Annotated in this window: 16 protein-coding genes; 3 read left to right on the forward strand and 13 right to left on the reverse strand. The window is 52.2% G+C overall.

Translation table 11 applies throughout. The features are described 5' to 3' along the window. Positions 1 to 5 precede the first annotated feature (5 nt). Positions 6 to 1,784, forward strand: a complete 1,779-nt coding sequence (locus BMX22_RS08980; protein ID WP_074742135.1) for a sensor histidine kinase — start codon at positions 6 to 8, stop codon at positions 1,782 to 1,784. Positions 1,785 to 2,066: 282 nt separating this feature from the next. On the opposite strand, the gene BMX22_RS08985 is transcribed toward BMX22_RS08980, so the two are convergent. The 5 genes from BMX22_RS08985 to BMX22_RS09005 all read right to left on the reverse strand — a co-directional run bounded on the left by BMX22_RS08985 (position 2,067) and on the right by BMX22_RS09005 (position 8,913). Beyond that, positions 2,067 to 3,257, reverse strand: a complete 1,191-nt coding sequence (locus BMX22_RS08985) for a hypothetical protein (protein WP_074742136.1) — start codon at positions 3,255 to 3,257, stop codon at positions 2,067 to 2,069. Further along, the gene (locus BMX22_RS08990) at positions 3,254 to 3,736 is read right to left on the reverse strand and encodes an RNA polymerase sigma factor (protein ID WP_081349152.1); all 483 of its coding nucleotides are present in this window, start codon (positions 3,734 to 3,736) and stop codon (positions 3,254 to 3,256) included. Before BMX22_RS08990 ends, BMX22_RS08985 begins: the two co-directional genes overlap by 4 nt. Before the next feature lie 291 nt (positions 3,737 to 4,027). After that, a complete protein-coding gene (locus BMX22_RS08995; protein ID WP_074742137.1) occupies positions 4,028 to 6,739 on the reverse strand; it encodes a transglutaminase-like domain-containing protein in 2,712 nt (903 codons plus the stop codon). A gap of 11 nt (positions 6,740 to 6,750) precedes the next feature. Further along, positions 6,751 to 7,950, reverse strand: a complete 1,200-nt coding sequence (locus BMX22_RS09000; protein WP_074742138.1) for a DUF58 domain-containing protein — start codon at positions 7,948 to 7,950, stop codon at positions 6,751 to 6,753. A 3-nt stretch (positions 7,951 to 7,953) separates the two neighbouring features. Beyond that, positions 7,954 to 8,913: an AAA family ATPase gene (locus BMX22_RS09005; protein ID WP_074742139.1), complete on the reverse strand. Its 960-nt coding sequence runs from the start codon at positions 8,911 to 8,913 to the stop codon at positions 7,954 to 7,956. 166 nt (positions 8,914 to 9,079) lie between these two features. Between BMX22_RS09005 and BMX22_RS09010 the strand changes: the two genes are divergently transcribed. Together BMX22_RS09010 and BMX22_RS09015 are read left to right on the forward strand one after the other, a co-directional pair. Then, positions 9,080 to 10,285, forward strand: coding sequence for a leucine-rich repeat protein (locus BMX22_RS09010; RefSeq protein WP_074742140.1), 1,206 nt, complete (start codon positions 9,080 to 9,082; stop codon positions 10,283 to 10,285). Then, positions 10,266 to 11,174 carry a radical SAM protein gene (locus tag BMX22_RS09015; RefSeq protein ID WP_074742141.1) on the forward strand — a complete coding sequence of 303 codons (909 nt, stop codon included), beginning with the start codon at positions 10,266 to 10,268 and terminating at the stop codon, positions 11,172 to 11,174. The genes BMX22_RS09010 and BMX22_RS09015 overlap by 20 nt, the downstream gene beginning before the upstream one ends. A gap of 36 nt (positions 11,175 to 11,210) precedes the next feature. Here the strand turns inward: BMX22_RS09015 and BMX22_RS09020 are convergent, their stop codons facing one another. The 8 genes from BMX22_RS09020 to BMX22_RS09055 form a co-directional block, all read right to left on the reverse strand. Then, a complete protein-coding gene (locus BMX22_RS09020; RefSeq protein ID WP_074742142.1) occupies positions 11,211 to 12,809 on the reverse strand; it encodes a DUF1653 domain-containing protein in 1,599 nt (532 codons plus the stop codon). 75 nt (positions 12,810 to 12,884) lie between these two features. Then, the gene (locus tag BMX22_RS09025) at positions 12,885 to 13,487 is read right to left on the reverse strand and encodes an HD domain-containing protein (protein WP_074742143.1); all 603 of its coding nucleotides are present in this window, start codon (positions 13,485 to 13,487) and stop codon (positions 12,885 to 12,887) included. Between the two features lie 212 nt (positions 13,488 to 13,699). Next, positions 13,700 to 14,446: a GNAT family N-acetyltransferase gene (locus tag BMX22_RS09030; protein WP_074742144.1), complete on the reverse strand. Its 747-nt coding sequence runs from the start codon at positions 14,444 to 14,446 to the stop codon at positions 13,700 to 13,702. Between the two features lie 4 nt (positions 14,447 to 14,450). Next, positions 14,451 to 14,780: a GIY-YIG nuclease family protein gene (locus BMX22_RS09035; RefSeq protein WP_074742145.1), complete on the reverse strand. Its 330-nt coding sequence runs from the start codon at positions 14,778 to 14,780 to the stop codon at positions 14,451 to 14,453. Then, positions 14,780 to 17,056: a Tex family protein gene (locus tag BMX22_RS09040; protein WP_074742146.1), complete on the reverse strand. Its 2,277-nt coding sequence runs from the start codon at positions 17,054 to 17,056 to the stop codon at positions 14,780 to 14,782. The genes BMX22_RS09035 and BMX22_RS09040 overlap by 1 nt, the downstream gene beginning before the upstream one ends. A gap of 5 nt (positions 17,057 to 17,061) precedes the next feature. Further along, positions 17,062 to 18,204 carry an alpha/beta fold hydrolase gene (locus tag BMX22_RS09045; protein ID WP_074742147.1) on the reverse strand — a complete coding sequence of 381 codons (1,143 nt, stop codon included), beginning with the start codon at positions 18,202 to 18,204 and terminating at the stop codon, positions 17,062 to 17,064. Positions 18,205 to 18,310: 106 nt separating this feature from the next. Then, on the reverse strand, positions 18,311 to 18,934 hold the full coding sequence (locus tag BMX22_RS09050; RefSeq protein WP_081349154.1) for an N-acetylmuramoyl-L-alanine amidase: 624 nt from the start codon (positions 18,932 to 18,934) through the stop codon (positions 18,311 to 18,313). Between the two features lie 64 nt (positions 18,935 to 18,998). Continuing rightward, positions 18,999 to 20,570, reverse strand: coding sequence for a recombinase family protein (locus tag BMX22_RS09055; protein WP_074742149.1), 1,572 nt, complete (start codon positions 20,568 to 20,570; stop codon positions 18,999 to 19,001). Positions 20,571 to 21,026 lie beyond the last annotated feature (456 nt).

Below are 21,026 nucleotides of genomic sequence, written 5' to 3' on the forward strand. Positions count from 1 at the left end.
CTTATATGAAAAAGTTCAGGAAACAGAAACGCGAAAAACCCGCATGGGTATTTGCAAAGTCGCTCGCAGTCGCGCTCGTGCTTTCGTGCGCATTTGCGGTGGGATTTCAGACGTTCATACATGAAACTATCAATTACGAGCTCAACTCGCAGATAGAAGAGCAGACAGGCGACCTCAATGAGCACATAAATCTGAAGGCTGAACAGCTAAAGGAGCGCTATGGCTACGTTGACCCTGATATTCTCTACTCAGAGCTTGACAGCTATCTCACAATGTATACCACCTACGATGTACAATTAGACCAATTCGGACTGTTCGACCCGCAAAACAGGTTTTCGGTGCAGATAGTACCGAATTACAGTAAGAACTGTCATGCTATGTCTGCTCTCACCGACAAAGACGGCAATATCATCGCTTCGAGCCGTATGAATATGCAGACTATGCTGCTGTTTCAGAAGGATAAGGATACCGACATGGACCGAGGCTTCTATCAGTGCGACCTCGGGCTGATAGACAGTTCCGATATCGCGAGCTTTATCAGGTCGAACTACACTAATGATATTTATGTGTTCTGCGATATAAAAGCGGATAGTCTTTATGTTAACAAAAAAGACCGCACCTTCATACCGCACGAGGGAAGGATCAAAATGACAACATATAAAAAGCACGGATTCTTCCACAATGAGAACGGTAATTACCTCGTTGACGACAGTATAGAAAAAGAGGAAACAAAAGAATTTACAATAGATATCAACGACATCGATGTCGACAGCTCCGAATATGAGCTTATCGAAGTTCACATGGGAATAGGCGGCGATGAATACCCGAAAGCGTTTCTTATGAACATATGGGGTACAGACAGAGATACATTCGACTGCTTCAGCGACGAATTCACTGCTCCCGATACCGACTTCAGTTCATACTCCTATAAATGGAACTCCGATAGCACCGCAACTTTCGCAAGAAGCAGGACTTTATCAATTTACGGCGAGCCCTACACCCTGAACGTCAGATTCGTCTTCAACTACATGGAGCCTCAGCTTGTGCGCTATTACTGGACGTATACCATTCTCGTCGCAGTTCTGCTCATCATCATCGCTCTGCTGTACGCATGGCGCAGGAACGTCAAAAACAAGGCAAAGTACGCTATGGAGGACTTCCGCCGCGACCTCACAAACGCTCTCGCCCACGATATCAAGACTCCCCTCACAGCGATAGGCGGCTACGCCGAGAATATCCTCGATGGCGGACTTTCCGAGGACGAGCAGCAGAGGTATCTTCATTCTATAATCGACAACGTCGCCTTCACCGATTCCATGGTCAACCGCACGCTGCGGCTCAACACCATGGACGGCTCTGAGCTCGGACGCGAGAAGGTCAGCGTCGGGGAGCTCGTCGAGAGCACAGTAAAAAAGTACGATATCGTGCTTGAGGAGAAGAACATCACGTTCAAGGCAAGCGGCTCTGCGGAGATAAAGACGAATGGTGGATCGCTCGGGACGATAGTCGAGAACCTTGTCTCCAACGCCGTGAAGTACACCACCGAGAACGGCACGATAAATGCAGAGCTCGATAAAAAGCGCCTTGTTATCACTAACACAGTCGCGGCAAAGGTCGACGTGAAGAAGCTCAAGCAGCCCTTTGTGCGCGGCGACGCCTCCCGCAGCAACACTCAGGGAAGCGGTCTCGGACTCAGCTTGGCAGACCGTGCCGCTGTGATGAACGGCATGGTGCTGAAGCTCGCGTGCACCGATACCGAGTTCCGTGCAGAGCTGAGATTCTGACGATCATACAGCTGCAAAAACATCGGCACTCAGAACGAGTGCCGATGTTTTTCGGTATAGTGGACCTTGCCGTAAGATTTCCCCGATAAATGCCCGCATTAGTCGCAGTCTTTCATTGAGCTGTCCGACTTGCTGTCGTGGCAGTGCTCGGAGGATTCGCTGCCCGACTGCTTGTGCTGGTCGTTCTCGACGTCAACGCTGTGCTTTTTCTTGCTCATATTCTCACCTCTAAGGATAGATTGGAACAATGTCCTGTTGATAGTATGAGCAGAAATTTCCTGATTATTCATCGAGGTCGAGCGTGAATTCGGTGATGTAGCCGAAGCTCTGATGACCGTACTGGTCGTCGAATTCTATCGAGCCGTTCTCGTTGGACTGGCAGTTCTTGTCGCCGACCTTTATCGTCAGCGTTTTTGAATCGGTCGAAACGCACGCTGAAGCCCATTCGCCGTCGGGCATATCAATAGGATTCATCGGCAGACCTTCGATGTAGTTGCCGTCCTCGTCGAACACGAACACAAGCGGGTGAACAGCGTGGCAATAGCCGTCCTCGGTGCCGTTTTCAATTTCTTCACGCATAGCGATGTCGTAGCTCTCGGGATAGCCGCCATGACAGAGCATCATTGCGGGACTTATGCTATATACCGTGAAATAGAAGCCGTCCTTTTCGGCGGTCTTGTTTATCTGACGGACAAGACTTGTGTCAGCGGTGATGTTCTGGCTGAGCTCGAGCCTGCCGTCCTCGTGACCTGTCATGACGTCATAGCTGTGCGGAGTGTCGGTGTCGTAGTCATAGGTCTGTTTCTCGTTCGACCATATTCTTGTCAGAGTGACCCTGACCTCGGCAGTGTCGTCGAAGCGCGCCTCACATGGGAGTATGCACGTCATACTGCCGCTGAAGCTGTTGCTCTCGCCCTCATCGATGACGAAAGTTCCCCACCAGTCCGACATGAGGTTTTGCCCGTCGTAGCTTTTGGGGTGGTATTGCTTGCCGTCTATCTCAACAGTAGCCGTGAAGCCGAGGTTATTCAGCCCCTCCTCGTTTCCGTTTGCCATTTCGCCCGTGAAGCCGAGTATCAGCTCGATACCGTCGTAGTATGCGCTGTCGAGGTCGACGCTGAATTTATCATTCTCGGCGTGGCTGACCTCCTCGAACTTGACCGCGTGCGGAGCTATCTTGTCGTACTCGTTGCGGTCGAACTTGTCGAGCGGACCTGTATAGCCGTTACTGTAGGTTATCGTCCTGTCGCGCTTATTTGAGAGCTTGTCGAACGCACCGAGACCTGCCGCCGCCGCGACAGTACCTCCGCACGCCGCAACGACAGCTACAGCTATCGCCGCAACAGCCTTATCCGTATAACGGTGCTTTATCCTCTTTCTGGTTTTTTCACTTCTCATGTTCATTACCTCCTCGCGGCACTTATCGCTCGGATAAATGCGGTCGGTGACTTTTCTGTAATCGTCCATATTCATAAGCACATCTCCTTGCCCAAAGATTCTTTCAGGAGCTTCCGCGCCCTGTAGAGCTGAGTCTGGACGGCAGTTTCGCTTCTGCCGATGATTTTAGCGGTCTCTGCCACGGAATACCCCTCATAGTAGTAGAGATGTATCACAAGTCTGTATTTCGGAGGAAGCTCCATGACCGCGTGGTAGACCGCGCTCTCCTCGGGAGTCTCGTAGACGAGCTCTGCCTCGTCGAGCGGCACCGAGTTGTAGAAATACCGATATCTTGCCGAGCGGAACATATCCCTGCATTTGTTTGCCGCGACCTTCATCAGCCACGCCTTTTCCGCTTTGTCGTCGGGGAAGCTGACGTCCGTCTGAAAGCGTTTGATGAACGTCTCCTGCGTGATATCCTCGGCGTCGGCTGTATTGCGGCAGTACGCGAACGCGGCGCGGTAAACGGCACTGCTGAATTTGTCGTATATCAGTGCCATTTGAACGTCGTTCACGGCTCCATCTCCTTTCTGTCTATATGGCTGACCTTTTAGCAGTTTGTAGCGTCACCGAGCCGTAAAGCTGCGGTTTGTATTTGCTCTCCTACGAAGCTGGCTAAAGGGACACCCTTTGAAGCGCTTCTACTATATAAACGAGGCAGGGAGGAAAATAATCACACTAATATAAAAAAGTAGGGACGACCATTGGTCGTCCGCAAAAATAAAGATGAATTGTAGGGGCGCATTCCGTGCGCCCGTGCGTATTCTAATTTTTTTGCGGGCGAGCGGAACTCGCCCCTACATTATTTATTGTATTACGTTGATGAATTTCAGCCAGAAGCGTCTCAGCGGCTTTGATTGCGCGTAGAGCTTCTTTGCAAATCCCTCCGCGAACTTCATATGCTTATCAGCCTCATTCTTGTTCGGGAGCTCCTCGGAGAATGCCGCTCGCAGAGCAGCGTCGGTGCAGGCGGTGAATCCGCCTTCCGGGTAGAGCTTGCCGCCGAGAGCCCTGTCGACCTTTGCCGCGAAGTCCATGCGCGATTCGCCCTCGCGTTTGAGCTCCATGATGCCGAGCAGTTTTTCCGCGTATCCGTAGATATACCGCATACGTTTCGACGGGTCGCCCTCGCTGAGGCGCTTTCGCCTCATCCACAATATGAGCGCGCGACGCAGCAGAGCTGCCGCTACGAATGCAGCCGCAAGCAGGAACGTGTATATCGTGTACTTGACAGCGGGCGGAATAGTGATGTGGAATCCGCCGCCGCTTCCCTTGCCGAATCCGCCTGTAGAAACGGCAGTGGTCGAGCCCGCAGTCATCGCGGCAGTTGTGGTATCCTGTGCCGATGTGGTATTATTCTGAGAGCGCGTGTCCGTAGTCTCGTCGGTGGTAGTCTCGGGGACAGCAGTCGTAGTTGTAGTATCGGTAGCTGTCTCATCAGAAGCTGTAGCCGTAGTTGTGGGAGTCGTATCTATCGACTGCTGACTGTAGCCGGCGGTGAATTCGTAGGGCACCCAGCCGTAGCCGCTGATGTAGACTTCTACCCACGCGTGGCTGCGGTTGTCCTTGACGTCTATCTTGTAGGTGTGGAGAGTGGGGTGGTAATAGGCATCACCGAAGTCGTCGCCGACTATGACGTAGCCCGTCGCATAGCGTGCAGGAATGCCCGCCATTCTCGCGAGTATAACTCCCGCCGAGGCATAGTGTGTGCAGTAGCCCTTGTGGTTCTCGAAGAGGAAGTAGTTGACAAAGTCGCGGTTGTTGGGAGTGCGCCCCGGAGTGAGCGAATACTCGACCATAGAGGCTACCTTGTCTCTCAGAGCGTCGAGTATAGCAAATTGCTCTGTAGCTGTTTTGCTCTCGTTTTGCCTTGTGAGCAGGGGAGCGAATTCATTGCGGATCTCCTCCATTTCCACAGTATCGGGCACTTGCAGATAGTTCTTGTAAACGAACTCCTCATACTGTCCCTCTAATATCTGCGGGAGTAAATATTCGGGGTTGTTGTAGTAGAAAGAAGGCTGCACATTGAGGTGTGAATTGAGCAGGAAGTGATCGTCGCCATCGGTCATAAGACCGTTGTCAGCGCAGTATTTGCTTATCGTCCCGCGCAGCTCGTCGTCATGGATGCGGTCCGGATAGCAGACCATACGTACAGGCTTGCTCAGCGCATGGATAATGTCGTCTGGATAATAAGGAATGAACTGATAGCGGAACTCGCTGCCGTTCTCTTTTTTCGAGACAACGTCCTTGTCACGGTTGTAATAGCTGATACCTGCCGAGGAAGTCCCGTACGGTGCAAAGCTTCTGTTGGCGCGGAGATTGGACTTTATCTTTATCGTGTAGTCGTCGTTGTATGGCAGGATGAGCTGATCCATCGTATAGGGGAAGTCCTGCGGGTATATCGAATACTTCTTGAAATCGTCAAAGAGCTTGTCATTGTATACCGAGTCGGAGAAAGAGGTCCATTCGTCTGAGTCGTACTTGACTCCCGTGAAATCCTTGAGGTATATAGCCCCGTCGACCTTGTCGCTGACAGTTACGACGAGGTCGGTGGTATCCTTATAGCGCAGCCTGTCGACATTTCCGAGTTTGTGGGTATCGGTCGTGAAAGTGAATCCGAAGGCACTGGTTATATTGGAGACACTGCCGGTTATATCATCAATTGTGAACGAGCTTACAGCGTCGCGGACATCTCTTCGTGTGCGGTTGAGATCGTCGCTGCGCTTGTAGTCGAGAGCCTTCATAGCTCCCGCAGTGAGTATGGTAATGGCAAGCACCTCTGTCATCACCATAACGCCGCATTTTTCGGTGACTTTAAGCCGCATCTGCCGCTTTGGGAAGAAGAGGTTCTCCTTTCGGACGAAGCCGCCGCTTCCTCCCGAATATTCGCCGATGTCGATAGTGGTCATGGAGAAGAGAGCGAACCAGTAGCCGACAAGGAGCATTCCCCATAATACCGAGACTTTCATGCCGTTGTAAAGACCTATTTCCAGTACGGGGAAAGAAATGAGCAGGGGAGGTATCGAGTTGGGACGGTATATCGTGAATATATAAATTGCAAGTGCGAGTCCCCATATGTACAGTATGAAGAAAGCAGTCGTTGCGCCTGATTCGAGGTCGGGCTTCAAAAATTTGTAGTAGGATATGTCCGTATGGTAAGCGGCGCTGTAGATCCTGTTGTATACGAACTTGAAGCCGAGAGCGAGCTTTTCGATGTACCTGTAGCACGCAAACATAGCTATGAAGGCCGAGCCTGCCGCTATCCATATGCCTTTCTTGCCCATCAGGGAGAGGGTGATATACACAGCCGAGAACAGTATCGCCGAAAAGACGACAGCAGGACGGTTATAGTTGAAGTCGAACATCGAGAAGAAGCACATTATCGTTGCCGTGAAGCCGCATACCGCGATGAGCACAGCTTCGGCCGTCCTGAAATTCGGGCGCTTTCTCTTGACGGACATTATGATACTGTCACATATCGCAATGCCGTTGCTGTTCTTTTGGTTTTTATGTTTCATAATGGATCCTTTTACAGTTCAATATCCTTAACAGACGAGCTTATCCTGCCGATAAATACAGGGATAGTTCTGAGATTCGGATAGCTGTCTGTGATGCCTGATGCTTCCGCGGGAGTAGCCACGACCACAAGCGCATTGAGAATATCCGCATCAACGTTGTCGTCGATGTATTCGAGTATTGGAGTATCGGGCACTGAGGTGATAAACGTAAATGAAGACAGCGACAGACCGCTGTGCTCGGTGAAATAGAGCTCGGGCGGCTCGCAGTAGAGGTTGTCGGTGACAGAGAGTATCAGCTCCTGAACAGTCCCTGCAAGGTCGTCGGGGTCGCAGATATGCCGTTCAACGAAGCCGTTTGACTTTCCGCTGTAGAACACTATGGAGTGAAGCCTCTCGTTTTCAAGCATGAACTGCGAAACCGACACAAGCGTCTCTACGAGCGTATCGAATACAGGCAGAGTATAGCGCGGGTCGTTCTTTTCATAGCACTTCAGATTCAGAAAGAGCGTACACGGCGTATCCACGGGCAGACTGTAGTCCTTGACGATGAACTCGTCCTTTTTTGAGCTGAGCTTCCAGTGTATACGGTTGAGCTTGTCTCCAGGGTGATAGCCGCGGAGGTCGAATATCTCAGACGGGTCATCGCCGGGCTTGTGTTCGGAGAAGACGCTGCTCTCCTCATTTGTGCGGTCGAGGTAGCTTACCTCTCCGCCGATCTCGTGTCCCTCCGGCATTACAGCGACCTGAGCGGTCAGATTTTTCGCTATCCTGAACTTGAAGATCCTCAGCGGGTCGTAGATATAGATACGAACGCACTTGATATTGATAATACCGCAGAACTGCGAGCTGAGCTGGAAAGTGACGCTCTGCTCGTTCAGCGGCTGAACGGGCATATGCAGGTCGAACATATTTATCTCGTTATTGAAGACATTGTAGTATTCGATATGAGCATCAGCCTTGCCGATAGGGAAAATGCTTCTGTTATTGAGGCGAATGAACACGGGGAAATCTTCGCGTTTTGATGCACTGCCGTCCCTGACAGTCATCTCCGCGGTCATGAGGAGCTTGGTGATGAATGTGGTAACGAACATCAGCACAGGCAGAGCGCATACCACCACGAGCAGCACAAGAGCGAAGTCCCAGAGGTACATCACATAGAATACCGCGCAGATAATGATGAGCACGGCAAAGAATACCTTCATCAGAAACATTGCTTATACCTGCTTTTCAGATATCCCGGGAGCGGGCACCTTCTTGATGATGTCGGCGATAACGCTCGCAGCGGTCACCTCCGAGAGCTTAGCCTTGGAGTTGAGGATGATTCGGTGCTCAAAGACATCGCTGCAAATGTAGATGATATCATCGGGGATAACGTAGTCACGTCCCATAGCAGCGGCAATACCCTTTGATATCTGCATGAGCGCGAGAGTACCGCGCGGGCTGACACCGAGCTTTATCATCGGATGATTTCTCGTAGCAGCGGAGAGCTGAACGATGTATTCGTATATCCTGTCGTCCACGTAAATGTTGGAGATATAGTCCTGCAGCTCGGTTATCATGCGTGCATTCGCGACTTCGTTGACACCGTCGAGCGGGTTGGAGTTGAACTTGGATTTGAGGATAGCGACTTCACCGACAAAATCGGGATAACCCATGCTGAGCTTTATCATGAAGCGGTCGAGCTGAGAGTCGGGGAGGTTGTGCGTACCTGCCGAGCCGATGGGGTTCTGTGTAGCGATGACGGTGTACGGCTCGGGGAGCTTGTAGGTATTGCCGTCAACGGTTATGCTTTTTTCCTCCATAAGCTCAAGCAGGGCTGACTGCGTCTTGCTGGAGGTACGGTTTATCTCGTCCGCGAGGAAGAGGTTGCAGAAAGCGACGCCGGGGCGGAACTCGAAAGTATTCTTCACCTTGTTGTACACGTTGAAGCCGGTAACATCTGAGGGAAGCACGTCGGGAGTGAACTGCATACGGTTGTGCTCGAGGGACAGAGCCTTCGAGAAGGCGAGGGCGAGGGTAGTCTTGCCGACGCCGGGGATATCCTCGATAAGTATATGACCCTTGCAGAGAATAGCGAGCAGGGTCTTGATGATTATAGCGTCCTTGCCGATAACAGCTTTTTTGACCTCGGCAACGACATCGTTTATCTGTTTTGCATAGTAAGAATTATTCATATCTGACTCTCCTGAAAATACAAAATACACTTTATTATAGCATAACTGACGAGCTATTTCAAGTCGTATGTTAAAATATTGCAATAATTTTGCATTTTTAGTTTGTATTGACTATTTCCATGATGAATGCTATAATTAATCTGATATCCGAAAGGAGCTGTTAATTATGAAAAAAGCTTTATCTGCGGCACTTGCCATGGCGGTGCTACTCACAGTAGGGACGTTCGGCGGAGCTGCTCCCACTGTATATATCACTGCCGAATGTGCAGAGACTTCCTCCGGTACGTGCGGAAAGTCGCTTTCGTGGACGTTCAGCGGCGGCACTCTCACCGTCAGCGGAACAGGGGAGATGTACAGCCGCAGCAGCAATTATACGGTGCCGTGGACTGACTTCAAGGACGAGATAACGTCCGTTGTCATCGGCAGCGGAGCGACCTCAATAGGCGGACAGGCGTTCGACAGCTGCAAAAGCCTCACTTCTGTAGAGCTGCCGGACACTCTGAAAAGCATCGGCACGTACTCGTTTTCGGGCTGCACATCGCTGAAAAGCATAACTATCCCCGACGGCGTGGCAAATATCGGCTCAAGCGCTTTTGCCGGCTGCAAGAGCCTCGCAGAGATAGAGATACCGCCCTCAGTGACCTATATCGGAGACATCGCCTTTGCCGGTACTTCGTGGCTGGAGACGCAGCGCAGCAAGGAGCGCCCCTTCGTCATAGTCAACGGCATACTCATAAACGGCAGTCTATGCACCGGCGACGTTGTCATTCCCGACGGCGTTACGGACATAGCCGGAAATGCGTTCTATTACTGCACGGGTATGACGTCGCTGACCATTCCCGATTACGTGACGGTTATCCGCGATAACGCCTTCAATTATTGCACGGGGCTGACTTCCGTGACTATACCTGCCTCGGTCAGGGAGGTCGGTATGCAGGCGTTTGTGAAGTGCGATATGCTCGCTGAGGTCACTGTCCTTGCTCCCGACTGCGATATCTACGACCGTGCGACCACCTTCTCCAACGACAACAAAGGCGGCTACAGCGGCACTATACGCGGCTACGAGGGCTCGACTGCCGAGACCTACGCCGCGAAGTTCAAGCGCACCTTTGTATCGCTCGGGCGCGCTCCTGCACTCGGCGACCCGAATGCTGACGGCAGCATCGACGCCAAGGACGCCTCGTTCATACTCGCCGAATACGCGCTTCTCTCGACAGGCGGAGCTCCGACGTTCACAGCCGCTCAGAAGCAGGCTGCCGACGTGAACTGCGACGGTAAGACCGACCCAAAGGACGCGTCGAAGATACTCGGTTACTACGCCTACCTTTCCACGGGAGGGGAGGAGGGATTCGATGTCTACCTCAGCAAGTGATTATTCCGCCTGCACTCTCTGTCCGCGGAGGTGCGGAGCTGACCGACGCACAGGTGTCGGTTACTGCGGTATGGGGGCAGTACCCACTGCGGCAAAGGCGAGCCTCCACAAGTGGGAGGAGCCGTGTATCGCCTACAAGAACGGTGCGGGAACGGTGTTTTTCACGGGTTGCAGCCTCCACTGCGTATACTGCCAGAACAACGTCATCAGCCGCGAACTCCACGGTGCACAGACCTCCTCAGACAGCCTCGCGGACATATTTCTCCGTTTGCAGGAGCAGGGGGCGGACAACATCGAGCTTGTCACGCCCACGCACTTTCTCCCCGATATTATCGACGCGCTTGAAAAGGTCAAGCCGAAGCTGAACGTGCCTGTCGTGTACAACACGGGCGGCTACGAACTCACAGAAACGATACGTCTTCTCGACGGTCTCGTGGACGTCTACCTTCCCGATATCAAATACTTCTCGCCCGAGCTTTCTGCGAGATATTCCAATGCTCCCGACTACTTCGACCACGCCTCTGCGGCTGTTGAGGAGATGATACGTCAGGTGGGAGACCTCTGCTATAACGATGAGGGCGGACTGCTGAAAGGCACAGTGATACGTCATCTCGTGCTTCCGAACTGCCGCCATGACAGCATAAAGATAATGGAGTGGATAGCCGAGCACACGACCTCGGAGCAGGTGCTCGTAAGCATTATGAATCAGTACACTCCGTTCGGATTTATACCCGACAGCTTCCCCGAGCTGAAGCGGCGGGTCACGAAAATGGAGTACAACAGCGTTGTACGGCGGGCGTCGGAGCTTGGACTGAACGGCTTCACGCAGGAGAAGTCGTCCGCAGATGCACAGTATGTCCCCGATTTTGATTTGTCGGGAATCAAATAAAAAAGGCTGTACGCGATGTACAGCCTTTTGCTTTTATTACAGCTTTGTGAAGCGGTGGATAGTACCGTCGCCTGCTTTTCCGCAGAATATAGCCTTCGGACGAGCCCAGACTGTGCCGTCCTTGAGCGACTTGTAAACTACGAGTTCCTCGTTGTTCTCGCTGTGACGAGCGATGGCGATGACCTCGTACTCGTTGCCCTTGTAGTGGCGGTAGTGAGCACCGATCTCGACCTCGGTCTCATCGTGAGGAGCCTCCTCATGCGCGGGAGCAGCCTCGGGCTCAGTGTTGACGATATCATCGGAAACGATTATCATAGACGTGAACGGCTGGAGCGTGATATGCGCATTGCCGTCGTGAACATCTATCTGATTAGCGCTCAGAACATCGACGAGAGCGGGCAGGTGAGTGCCGAAGTTGAAGTCGTATGGATAATCTGCGAGATTGAGCGCAACGTAAACGGTCTGGTCTCCCTGCACCTTCTTGAACAGAAGCTGCTGATTCGTTATCTGGATACGTTCATAGGTGCCTGTTCGCATTGCGGGATAAGCCTTATAGATGCGGCCGAGCTTGACGATATGCTTGTAGAGCTCAACGTTCTCGCGCTCCATATCCGCAAGGTGGAGACACGGACGGAGATTGTCGTCGGAGTTGTTTTCCTTGCGTCCCTGAATGCCGTACTCACTTCCGTAGTAGATAGAGGGAATACCCGGCATCGCATACTCGAGAGTATAGATGAGCGGCAGATAAGCGGGATTGTTGACAGTGCTTGCGAGGCGGTTCACATCGTGGTTGTCGACGAAATTGTAGAGGTTGATATTCCTGTAGATACCGCCGTTTACCCCTGACTGGCGATTTATCGAGTAGTCTATCTCGAAGTAGTTCTTGTCATTGTGTGAGGAGTAGAGCCCCTTATAGCACTCGTAGTTTGTAACGCTGTCGAGCATCTCGGGGTTAGCCCAGCGGTTGTAATCGCCGTGGATTATCTCGCCCATGAGCCAGAAATCGCGCTTCTTGCCCTTGCAGAAGCTTCTTATCCTCTTGAAGAAGTCGAAGTCGATGCAGTCAGCGGCGTCGAAGCGTATGCCGTCAATGCCGAACGATTCTATCCAGTAGTTCACTGCGTCGATGATATGGTCACAAACACCGACGTTGCGGAGATTGAGCTTGACGAGGTTATAGTGGCCGTTCCAGCCCTCATACCAGAAGGGGTCGCCGCAGGGGCTCTGACCGCCGAAGTTGAGGTTTGCGAACCAGTCGCAGTAACCGCTTGCCTGACCTTTTTCCTGTATGTCGACGAACTGCGGGAACTTTCTGCCTACGTGGTTGAAAACGCCGTCAAGGATGACTCTGATACCGTTCTCATGGAGACGGTCACAGATGAAGCGGAACGAATTGTTATCGCCGAGACGGCGGTCTATCTTCTTGTAGTCGACCGTATCATAGCCGTGCTCCACGGACTCGAAAACGGGTCCGAAGTAGATAGCATCCACGTTCATTTCCTTGAAGTGCGGGATCCAGTCGAGCACCTTATCGAGGCGGAAGGACACCTCATCGCTGAAATCGTTGAATTTTGGTGCTCCGCAGAAGCCGAGCGGATAGATGTGATAGATTATGGCGTTATCATACCAGTTCATATATATACTCCTTTGGTTAAAGTTTTTCTTTATGTTTCATTATGTGACCCGACTCCGTTGGTCGGGGCAGTTGCATTATTTATCGCTGCCTTCGAGGAAGTAGGAAGCCTCCATATCAGCGACGTGGAGCGCAAAGGCAAGCGGATACATTTCAAGAGCCTTGCCAATGGTGCTCCGTTCCTCGATACTTCCGTACGAGAATCCCATATGCCAGCGTATCGCGCAGGCTTCATCGCGGGTAAGGCGTCCCTCGCCGTAGAGGTAGCCGGAGATAATATACACCGACTTTTCGCCGTGTCCGTAAGGAAGGGTGTCATTTATCGTATAGAACGGCACCTTTTCCCACTGCCCCGTCTCGTCGTTCTTCTTGTTGCGCATTTCGGTGGTGTAGAAGTTGACTTTGCACACGTCATGCAGCAGAGCGACTATCGCGATGCTCTCTTCCGAGAAGTCCATGCCGTAGAGCTCCTTTGTCCGCGGGCGTGAGAGGTAGTCCTTGAGGCAGTGATAGACGTTGACGCTGTGTTCGACGAGCCCTCCCTCATGCGAGCCGTGGAAGCGGGTGCTGCTCGGAGCCGTGAAGAAGTCGCTCTTCTGCAAGAATTCGAGGAGCTTATCCGCACCTTTGCGCTTGATGTTCTCGGTATAAATGGAAATAAACTCTTCCTTTGCTGTCAAGTGGAAGCGCTCCTTTCAGGCCATCGGCGAACGGCGCCGACAAATAATAATATAATTCAACCAACAATAATTATACCACTATCGGAACAATAATGCAATAGTTTTTGGTGAAAATCTTCAAAAAAAACAATTGCCTTCCTGATTAATAGTGAATTAAGCATACATACAGGGAAAAAACGGGCAGCCTGAGAGCTGCCCGATGAGACCATATTCTATTGTACAGGCTGAGCGCCTATCTCGACCCATGCGGGCTTAAAGCCGCAATTAAGGGCGATGTTCTGCGAGCGGAGATTAGCGGCTGCTGTGCCGTAGAATGGGATATCTCCCTGCTCTGCTATCTTATTTTTCAGCAGAGTGACGAGGTACGTGCCTATGCCCTTTGAGCGGTATTCGGGGATAACGTCGATGCCTATCTGCTGCCAGTGCGGGGCATCCTCTGAGCAGCCCGCCATACCCATTATCCTGTCGCCGTCATAAGCGCAGACGACTATCCTGTCGGGACGCTCGGGCAGAAAATGCGGGCATATCGCGTTCGGGAAGCGCTCGTCCCCGTAGAATTGGTGTATCTCTCCGTCAAAGAACCACTTTACGGGGTATGAGGCGGATGGCTCGACGTGCCTGTCGGGGAGGAACATATGGTGTGCCTGCGTGAGTGTGAAGCCGTGCTTATTCAGCTCCCGCTCTATCGGCACGAGCTCGGTCATAGCGAACAGCCAGTGTCCGTTCACCTTTTTTACGTAGTCCGCAAGGAAGTCCTGCATACACTCATTTGCCGTGACAACGGTATTCCCGCCGAGTGTCACCATGTGGAAGAAATACCTGTCGGGAATGTACTGCCGCCGCCCCTCATGCAGAGCCGAGACTGTCAGCACGTTCTCGCTCCGCAGGAAGTCCTCGGGCGCGCAGTTGTATTCGAGGGACAACAGTTCCCTCAGTTTATCGGAATAATGGCTTTGCATGGGTTCACGCTCCTTGTAATCCCGCGGGAAGGTCTGCACGCGTGTACATTTTTGCAGACTCGTCCCCGAGGAGCTCCGCGAGTGCCGACTTGTCCGCTATAAGGCGGAGTTTTTTTGCACGTGTGAGTTTTTTTACCGCGTATTCGAGCTTGGAAGCAGTGCTCCTGTCATTGCAGCTCCACAGCGCCTCAACGGCTGCGGGCGGGTGCGAGTGCGTGAACTTTGCCCCGTTCGGAGCTTCTCCCGCGTGCTCGCGAAAACGCCGCACGGGGTCAGTCGTAATGCCCGTATACAGCGAATCGTCGGTGCAGCGGAGGATATAGACGAAGTACATTACTTCTGCTTGATGCGGAATGCGCTGTTGTGTATCCTGTTGGCGTCAAAGCCCTTGTTCTCGCGCTTTTCGCGCTTGGGACGCGGCTTCCTGTCACCCTGCTGCTTCTTTTCTGCCTCGTCGCCGAGCTTCATGGTGAGGGAGATGCGGTTGCGCTTGAGGTCAACGTCGAGAACGCGCACCTTAACGACCTCGCCTACCTTAACAGCCTCGAGCGGGTGCTTGATGAACTTGCTGCACATCTGCGAGATGTGAACGAGACCGTCCTCATGTACGCCGATGTCCACGAACGCGCCGAAGTCGATGATATTGCGGACAGTTCCCACGAGCTCCATACCTGGCTTGAGGTCTTTGATGTCCATAACGTCGCCGCTTCTGAGGAGCGGAGGCGGGAGCTCGTCACGAAGGTCGCGGCCGGGCTTTTTGAGCTCGGAGATGATGTCGGTCAGCGTAGGAACGCCGATACCGAGTTTTTCGCTTATCTTGTCTATGCCCTCGCTCTCAGCCTTCTCGGATATCCCCGCAGCGCCGCCGTTTGAGACGTCAGCGAGCGTGAATCCGCACTCGCTGAGCAGCGACGAAGCCGCCGCATAGCTCTCGGGGTGGACCGAAGTATTGTCGAGCGGGTTCTTGCCGTCGCGAACTCTGAGGAAGCCCGCACACTGCTCGAAAGCCTTCTTGCCGAGCTTCGGGACTTTAAGGAGCTCCTTGCGGTCGGTGAACCTGCCGTTTTCCTCGCGGTATGTGACGATGTTCTTCGCAACAGAAGCGTTGATGCCCGATATGTACGAAAGGAGGGAATGAGAAGCGGTGTTGAGGTCGACACCGACGGAGTTGACGCAGTCCTCGACAACGCCCGACAGAGCCTCGCTCATACGAGCCTGCGGCATATCGTGCTGATACTGACCGACGCCGATAGCCTTCGGGTCTATCTTTACAAGCTCCGCGAGGGGGTCTTGCAGGCGGCGTGCTATGGAGATAGCGCCTCTGATAGATACGTCGAACTCGGGGAATTCCTCAGCCGCGACTTTTGAAGCCGAGTAGACGGAAGCACCCGCCTCACTGACTACCATGTAGCTCACGCCCGGGGTCTCCTTGAGGATATCAGCGACGAAGCTCTCCGTCTCGCGGGAAGCCGTGCCGTTGCCGATAGAAATGACGTTTACGTGGTACTTGTCGATGAAGCGCTTGACTATCTTCTTTGCCTCGTCAACTCTCGCCTGAGAAGCCGACTCCCTGACGGGGTAGATGATAGCGTGGTCGAGCACCTTGCCCGTTGCGTCGATGACTGCTGTCTTGCAGCCGTGCGCGTAGCCTGGGTCGAGTCCGAGGATAACGCTCTCCTTCATAGGCGGCTGCATGAGCATCTGTCTGAGGTTGGAGGCGAATACCTTTATGGATTCCTCGGCGGCTGTAGCCGTCATGTCGGAGCGTATCTCGCGCTCTATCGACGGGAAAATGAGGCGCTTGTAGCTGTCGGCAGCTGCCTCGCGGACGATCTCTCCGCAGGCATTGTTAGCCTTGATGTACTTGCCGAAAATAACGTCTGTAGCGAGGGTTTCGTCGAGGGTCAAGCTGACCTTGAGCTTGCCCTCCTTTTCGCCTCTGTCGAGTGCGAGGACGCGGTGATTCGCCACCTTCGGCACGGGCTCGCTGTAGTCGTAGTAGTTCATATATACTGTCTCCTCTTCGGGGTCAGCCGCCTTGGAGACCATTTCGCCCTTCTCGCCTGCAAGGGCACGGAGCTTCTTTCTGATGTCGGCGTCGTCGGAGATATCCTCAGCGATTATGTCCATAGCGCCCTGTATCGCAGCCTGAGCGTCCGCGACCTCCTTCTCCTCACTGATGAAGTTCTCGGCTTCCTTCTGCGGGTCGGTGGAGTTGTCCTGTGCGAGTATCAGCTCGGCGAGCGGCTCGAGTCCCTTCTCGCGGGCGATGCTTGCACGAGTTCTTCTCTTTGGCTTGAACGGGCGGTATATGTCCTCGACTTCAACGAGGGTCATAGCAGCGCTGATAGCCGCCTCTATTTCGGGAGTCATCTTCTCCTGCTCAGTGATGGAGTTAGCTACTTCCTCCTTGCGCTTTTCGAGGTTCCGCAGGTACATGAGCCTGTCATACAGCTCACGGAGTATCTGGTCATCGAGCGAGCCTGTGAGCTCCTTTCGGTAACGGGCGATGAAGGGGATAGTTTTGTCGTCGTCGATAAGAGCGACGGTATTGTCCACCTGTTCCTGTCTGAGTGAGAATTCTTTTGCGAGTGTCTTGTTAATGTCCATTGCGATTATCCTTTCTGTTCTGCGTCCTTTGCTTCTTCTGCGGCTCTGACCGATTCGAGTATCTCGAACACGTCAGCCTCCGATGTGTGAACAGGCTTTGGAGCCTTATCCTGCGTTTTTTCTGCCTCAGCGGGAGTGAACGTCTCGGGCACACCGAGAAGCTCAACTGCCTCCTCTTCGGGGACTGCCGTCATTTCCGCTTCAGCATTGAAGCCGCCTATCCTGTCGAGCCATGAATACAGAGTCTTTGCGATGTCCTTGTAGACGTTGACGCTGTTCTTTTCGTGCAGGAGTTCATGGCGCATACCGTCGAAGAGCCTGAACGAGACGCTCTCGTAGCCCGCCTTGTCCAGCAGACTGACGGATTTCATGAATTTGCGTTCCGATAGCATACAGGGGTCGTCGCGTCCCGAGAGGCAGCGTATCGGCAGATTCGGGTTGGTCACATTCCAGCCGTTCTTATCGTATGCCATGCGCATGATATGCAGTATGCCCTGATATCCGTTGAGCGTATAGCGGAAGTTGCAGAGCGGGTCGGCAGCGAATTCTTCAACAGCCTCCCTGCGGCTGTTGAGCCACGAGAACTTAGCCGAGCCGAACTGCTTGCCGAAAGTCTCTTCACGCACGTCGTATACGAGGTCGCTTATGTAGCGTGAGCCATGCTTCTGAGAAATCTCCGCAGAGATGTTGCGGATATAGCGGGTGAAGCGGCTGTAGCTCGGGCTGCTGAGCAGCAGTATGCCATTGAGGTCGTCGTCATGTTCTTTCAGCATACATCTCAGCGCGAGAGCTCCGATATCGTCGCCTATCATAAAGTACGGGAAGTTCGGATAAGCCGAGCGCACCGATTTTTTCAGCTGTACGATGTCGCTGATGAAGCCCTCACCGCCGTTCCTGTACATAAAGCCGAGGTCTTCGGGAGCGGCAATGCTACGTCCGTGACCGCGGTTATCGTGGATAACGGTGATGAAGCCCTCTGCGGCGAGGTAATCCATAAATTCAAAATAGCGTTCCTTGTGCTCGTTCATACCGTGGACGAGCTGTACGATGCCATTGATTTTTCCTTCGGGTTTTGCGATGAATGCGGAGACGGTCAAGCCGTCAAATTCGGATGTGAATTCAAATTGTCTGGTCGCGGCATTCAGCATATGCATACCTCCTGTTATGGGGATAATAACATATCTATTGTATCACATTTGCACAGAAAAATCAATAGCTGAGCCATATAAATTTGTATAGGTGTATATTGTAAGCCTATTTTTCGCTTACATACCGTGTTATCCCGTTGAAGAGGGTCAATGCGACTTTCTCCTGATATTCCTCGGTGTTCAGCAGAGCAGCCTCCTCGGGATTGGAGAGGAAGCCGCACTCCGCCATGACGGTCGGATTCTCGCTGTAATAGCACAGGAACAGCTCCTTGCCGCACAGCTTTATCTCGCGTTTGTTGTCGGGCTGGAGAAGCTCCGCAAAACTCGATTGGAGACTGCGTGCGAGCTGTTCGCTGCGGCTGTCGGTGCTCGAATAGAACATCTGCGCGCCGCTGTATTTCGGGTCAGTGAACTGATTCTGATGTATGGAAACGCATATAGCGTTGTCGTACTTGTTGAACAGCGCGAGGCGGTTATCCATATCCGAGCTTTTCTGGTTTGCGAGGCCTTCTATGCCGCTGTCGTGTATCGAGACATCCTCGTCGCGCGTTACGTCGACCTCATAGCCCGCTATCAGCAGCATATCACGCAGCCTTTGCAGTATGCTGAGATTGATGCCTTTTTCGGGTACGCCTTCCGCAGAGACGCAGCCGCCGTCGAAGCCTCCGTGTGGTGAATCAACTAAAACTAAGTCGGATTTTTGGCTTAAAATAGCCGTTTGTACATTCATTATATCACATATTTTTGAAATGTCAAGAGAAAAAACTACGCCCGTTTTGATACGGGCGCAGTATTTATAATTTCCATTGGATATGTATCTCTCGGATACCGTTTTCGTCGGCCATTCCTATCTCGATATAGTCAATGAACTCGTCGGCAACCGTGCGGTCGAGTTTGTCGAAATGAGTGTACTTCTCAATGACAGCTTGCTGTTCCTCAGTGTTTCTGATACGTTCCTTGCAAGTGGATATCTGTTCATTGATATCGTCTATGCGAACTGACAATTCCTGCTCCTCATCGGCGAGGTTTTGACGAAACAATGCGTAGTCCTCATCGGAGATCATACCGTCGAGCTTGTCCTTGTACATTGCTAATATCCGCTTCTCAGCTAAGCTGTGCCGCTCTTTGAGTTTTACAAGTGCAGCCTCAAGCTGTCGGAGCTGTTCACCGTACACATCAGTGAATTCTATCCTGTCAGTCTGACAGTAGCGCTCAATAATAGCGTTGAGCTCATCAAGTATCTTGCGTTCGAGCACAAGTCCGCTCATACTTGTTTTGTTCGGGCAATTCATAGCTCCCGTCTTGTAGGTCGCACACTGAAGATTATAATACTTGATTGTCTTAGCCTTGTTGTAATAGATATTCCGCTTCATCGGGCGTCCGCAGCAGGCGCACCTGACCTTGCCCGACAGGGGAGAGAGCTCTTGTGAGCACTTTCCGACTCGTGCATTACTGTTCAGACGCTCCTGAGAGCGCCCCCACGTTTCGGCATCAATAACAGCTTCGTGGGCGTTGGGGATACGCACCCAGTCAGCCTTCTCTACTTTTTTGCGCTTCTTATTCTTGTAGCTGATGTGGTGGGACTTGCCCTGTACCAGTGTACCAGAGTACACCTCATTAGCAAGGATTCTTGCAACTGTAGACTGTGTCCATAGTCCTTTAGAGTTGCTCGAATCCGCGTTACAGTTTACATATTTCGAGCCTTTGCTCCGCTTGTATTCAGAGGGACTTACTATGCCCTCGTTGTTTAGCTTCTGAACTATTCTCCGGTATCCCTCACCCGTGATGTACATATTAAATATCAGCCGTACAACGGGAGCAGTTTCCTCGTCTATGACCAGATGGTGCTTGTCAGTCGGGTCTATCCTGTAGCCGTATGGTGCAAATGAGCCGATGAACTGTCCCTGCTCGCGTTTGTAAGCGAGAGTTTTGCGTATCTTTGCGGAGATATCCTTGACGTACATCTCGTTGTAGGCGCTGGTGAAAAGTCGCATCGTGGAGTAGCTTTCGCTGTCTGTATCAGCGTTATCAGCGACTCCAATGAAGCGTATTCCCCACTCGAGGAATTTATCGTTTATGAACTGCTCTATCACAACGGTGTCTCGAGAGAAACGCGACTGATCCTTGCACAGGACAATGTCGATGTGTCCTGCCTCGCAGTCGCGAAGCAGGCGGTTGAATTCGGGACGGCTGCGGTCAATGCCGCTGTAGCCGTCGTCAATATATATGTCATATATCTCCCAGTCGCGCTCGTGGCAGTAGTCGCGGAGCATATTCTTCTGGTTGATTATGCTCTGACTGTCGTCGCTGCCGAGCTTGTCCTTATCTTCAATGGATAAACGGCAGTATATTGCAACTTTGGGCATTGACCTCACCTCCCTATTTTTAGTGTGTCATTGTTTAACCAGCCTTCTTCATCTGCTGGTTCACAAGCTTGCTGACCTTTTCAGTGACAGTCTTCTTCAGATACTCCAAATCTGCGGATTTGAAGCTGTTTTTGGTATGTATAGTCTCTTTCATTTTCCTTCCTCCTCGTATAATAGATTTTAGGGTGGTTTAAAGAGCACCCCAATGAACCTCTGCCACGCTCGGTTGAGTAAAGCAGCATTGAAATCGGAATGAGCGTAGCGAATGGAGATTTCAATGCTGCGGCGGAGTTCCGCCGGGTTTAATCAAACAATCAACAGGCATTCACATACCCATGATATAATAGCTGTAATCAGCAGGAACAAGTTCTGATCTTCCTTAGTCGAACCTCAAGGTTGCTTCCTTAGAGAGTCTGTTCCCCAGAGCTGTGAGTTAGCTGCTTACACGTAGGCTGT

The organism is Ruminococcus sp. YRD2003 (genome assembly GCA_900109435.1).
GTDB classification, from domain to species: domain Bacteria; phylum Bacillota; class Clostridia; order Oscillospirales; family Ruminococcaceae; genus Ruminococcus; species Ruminococcus flavefaciens_G.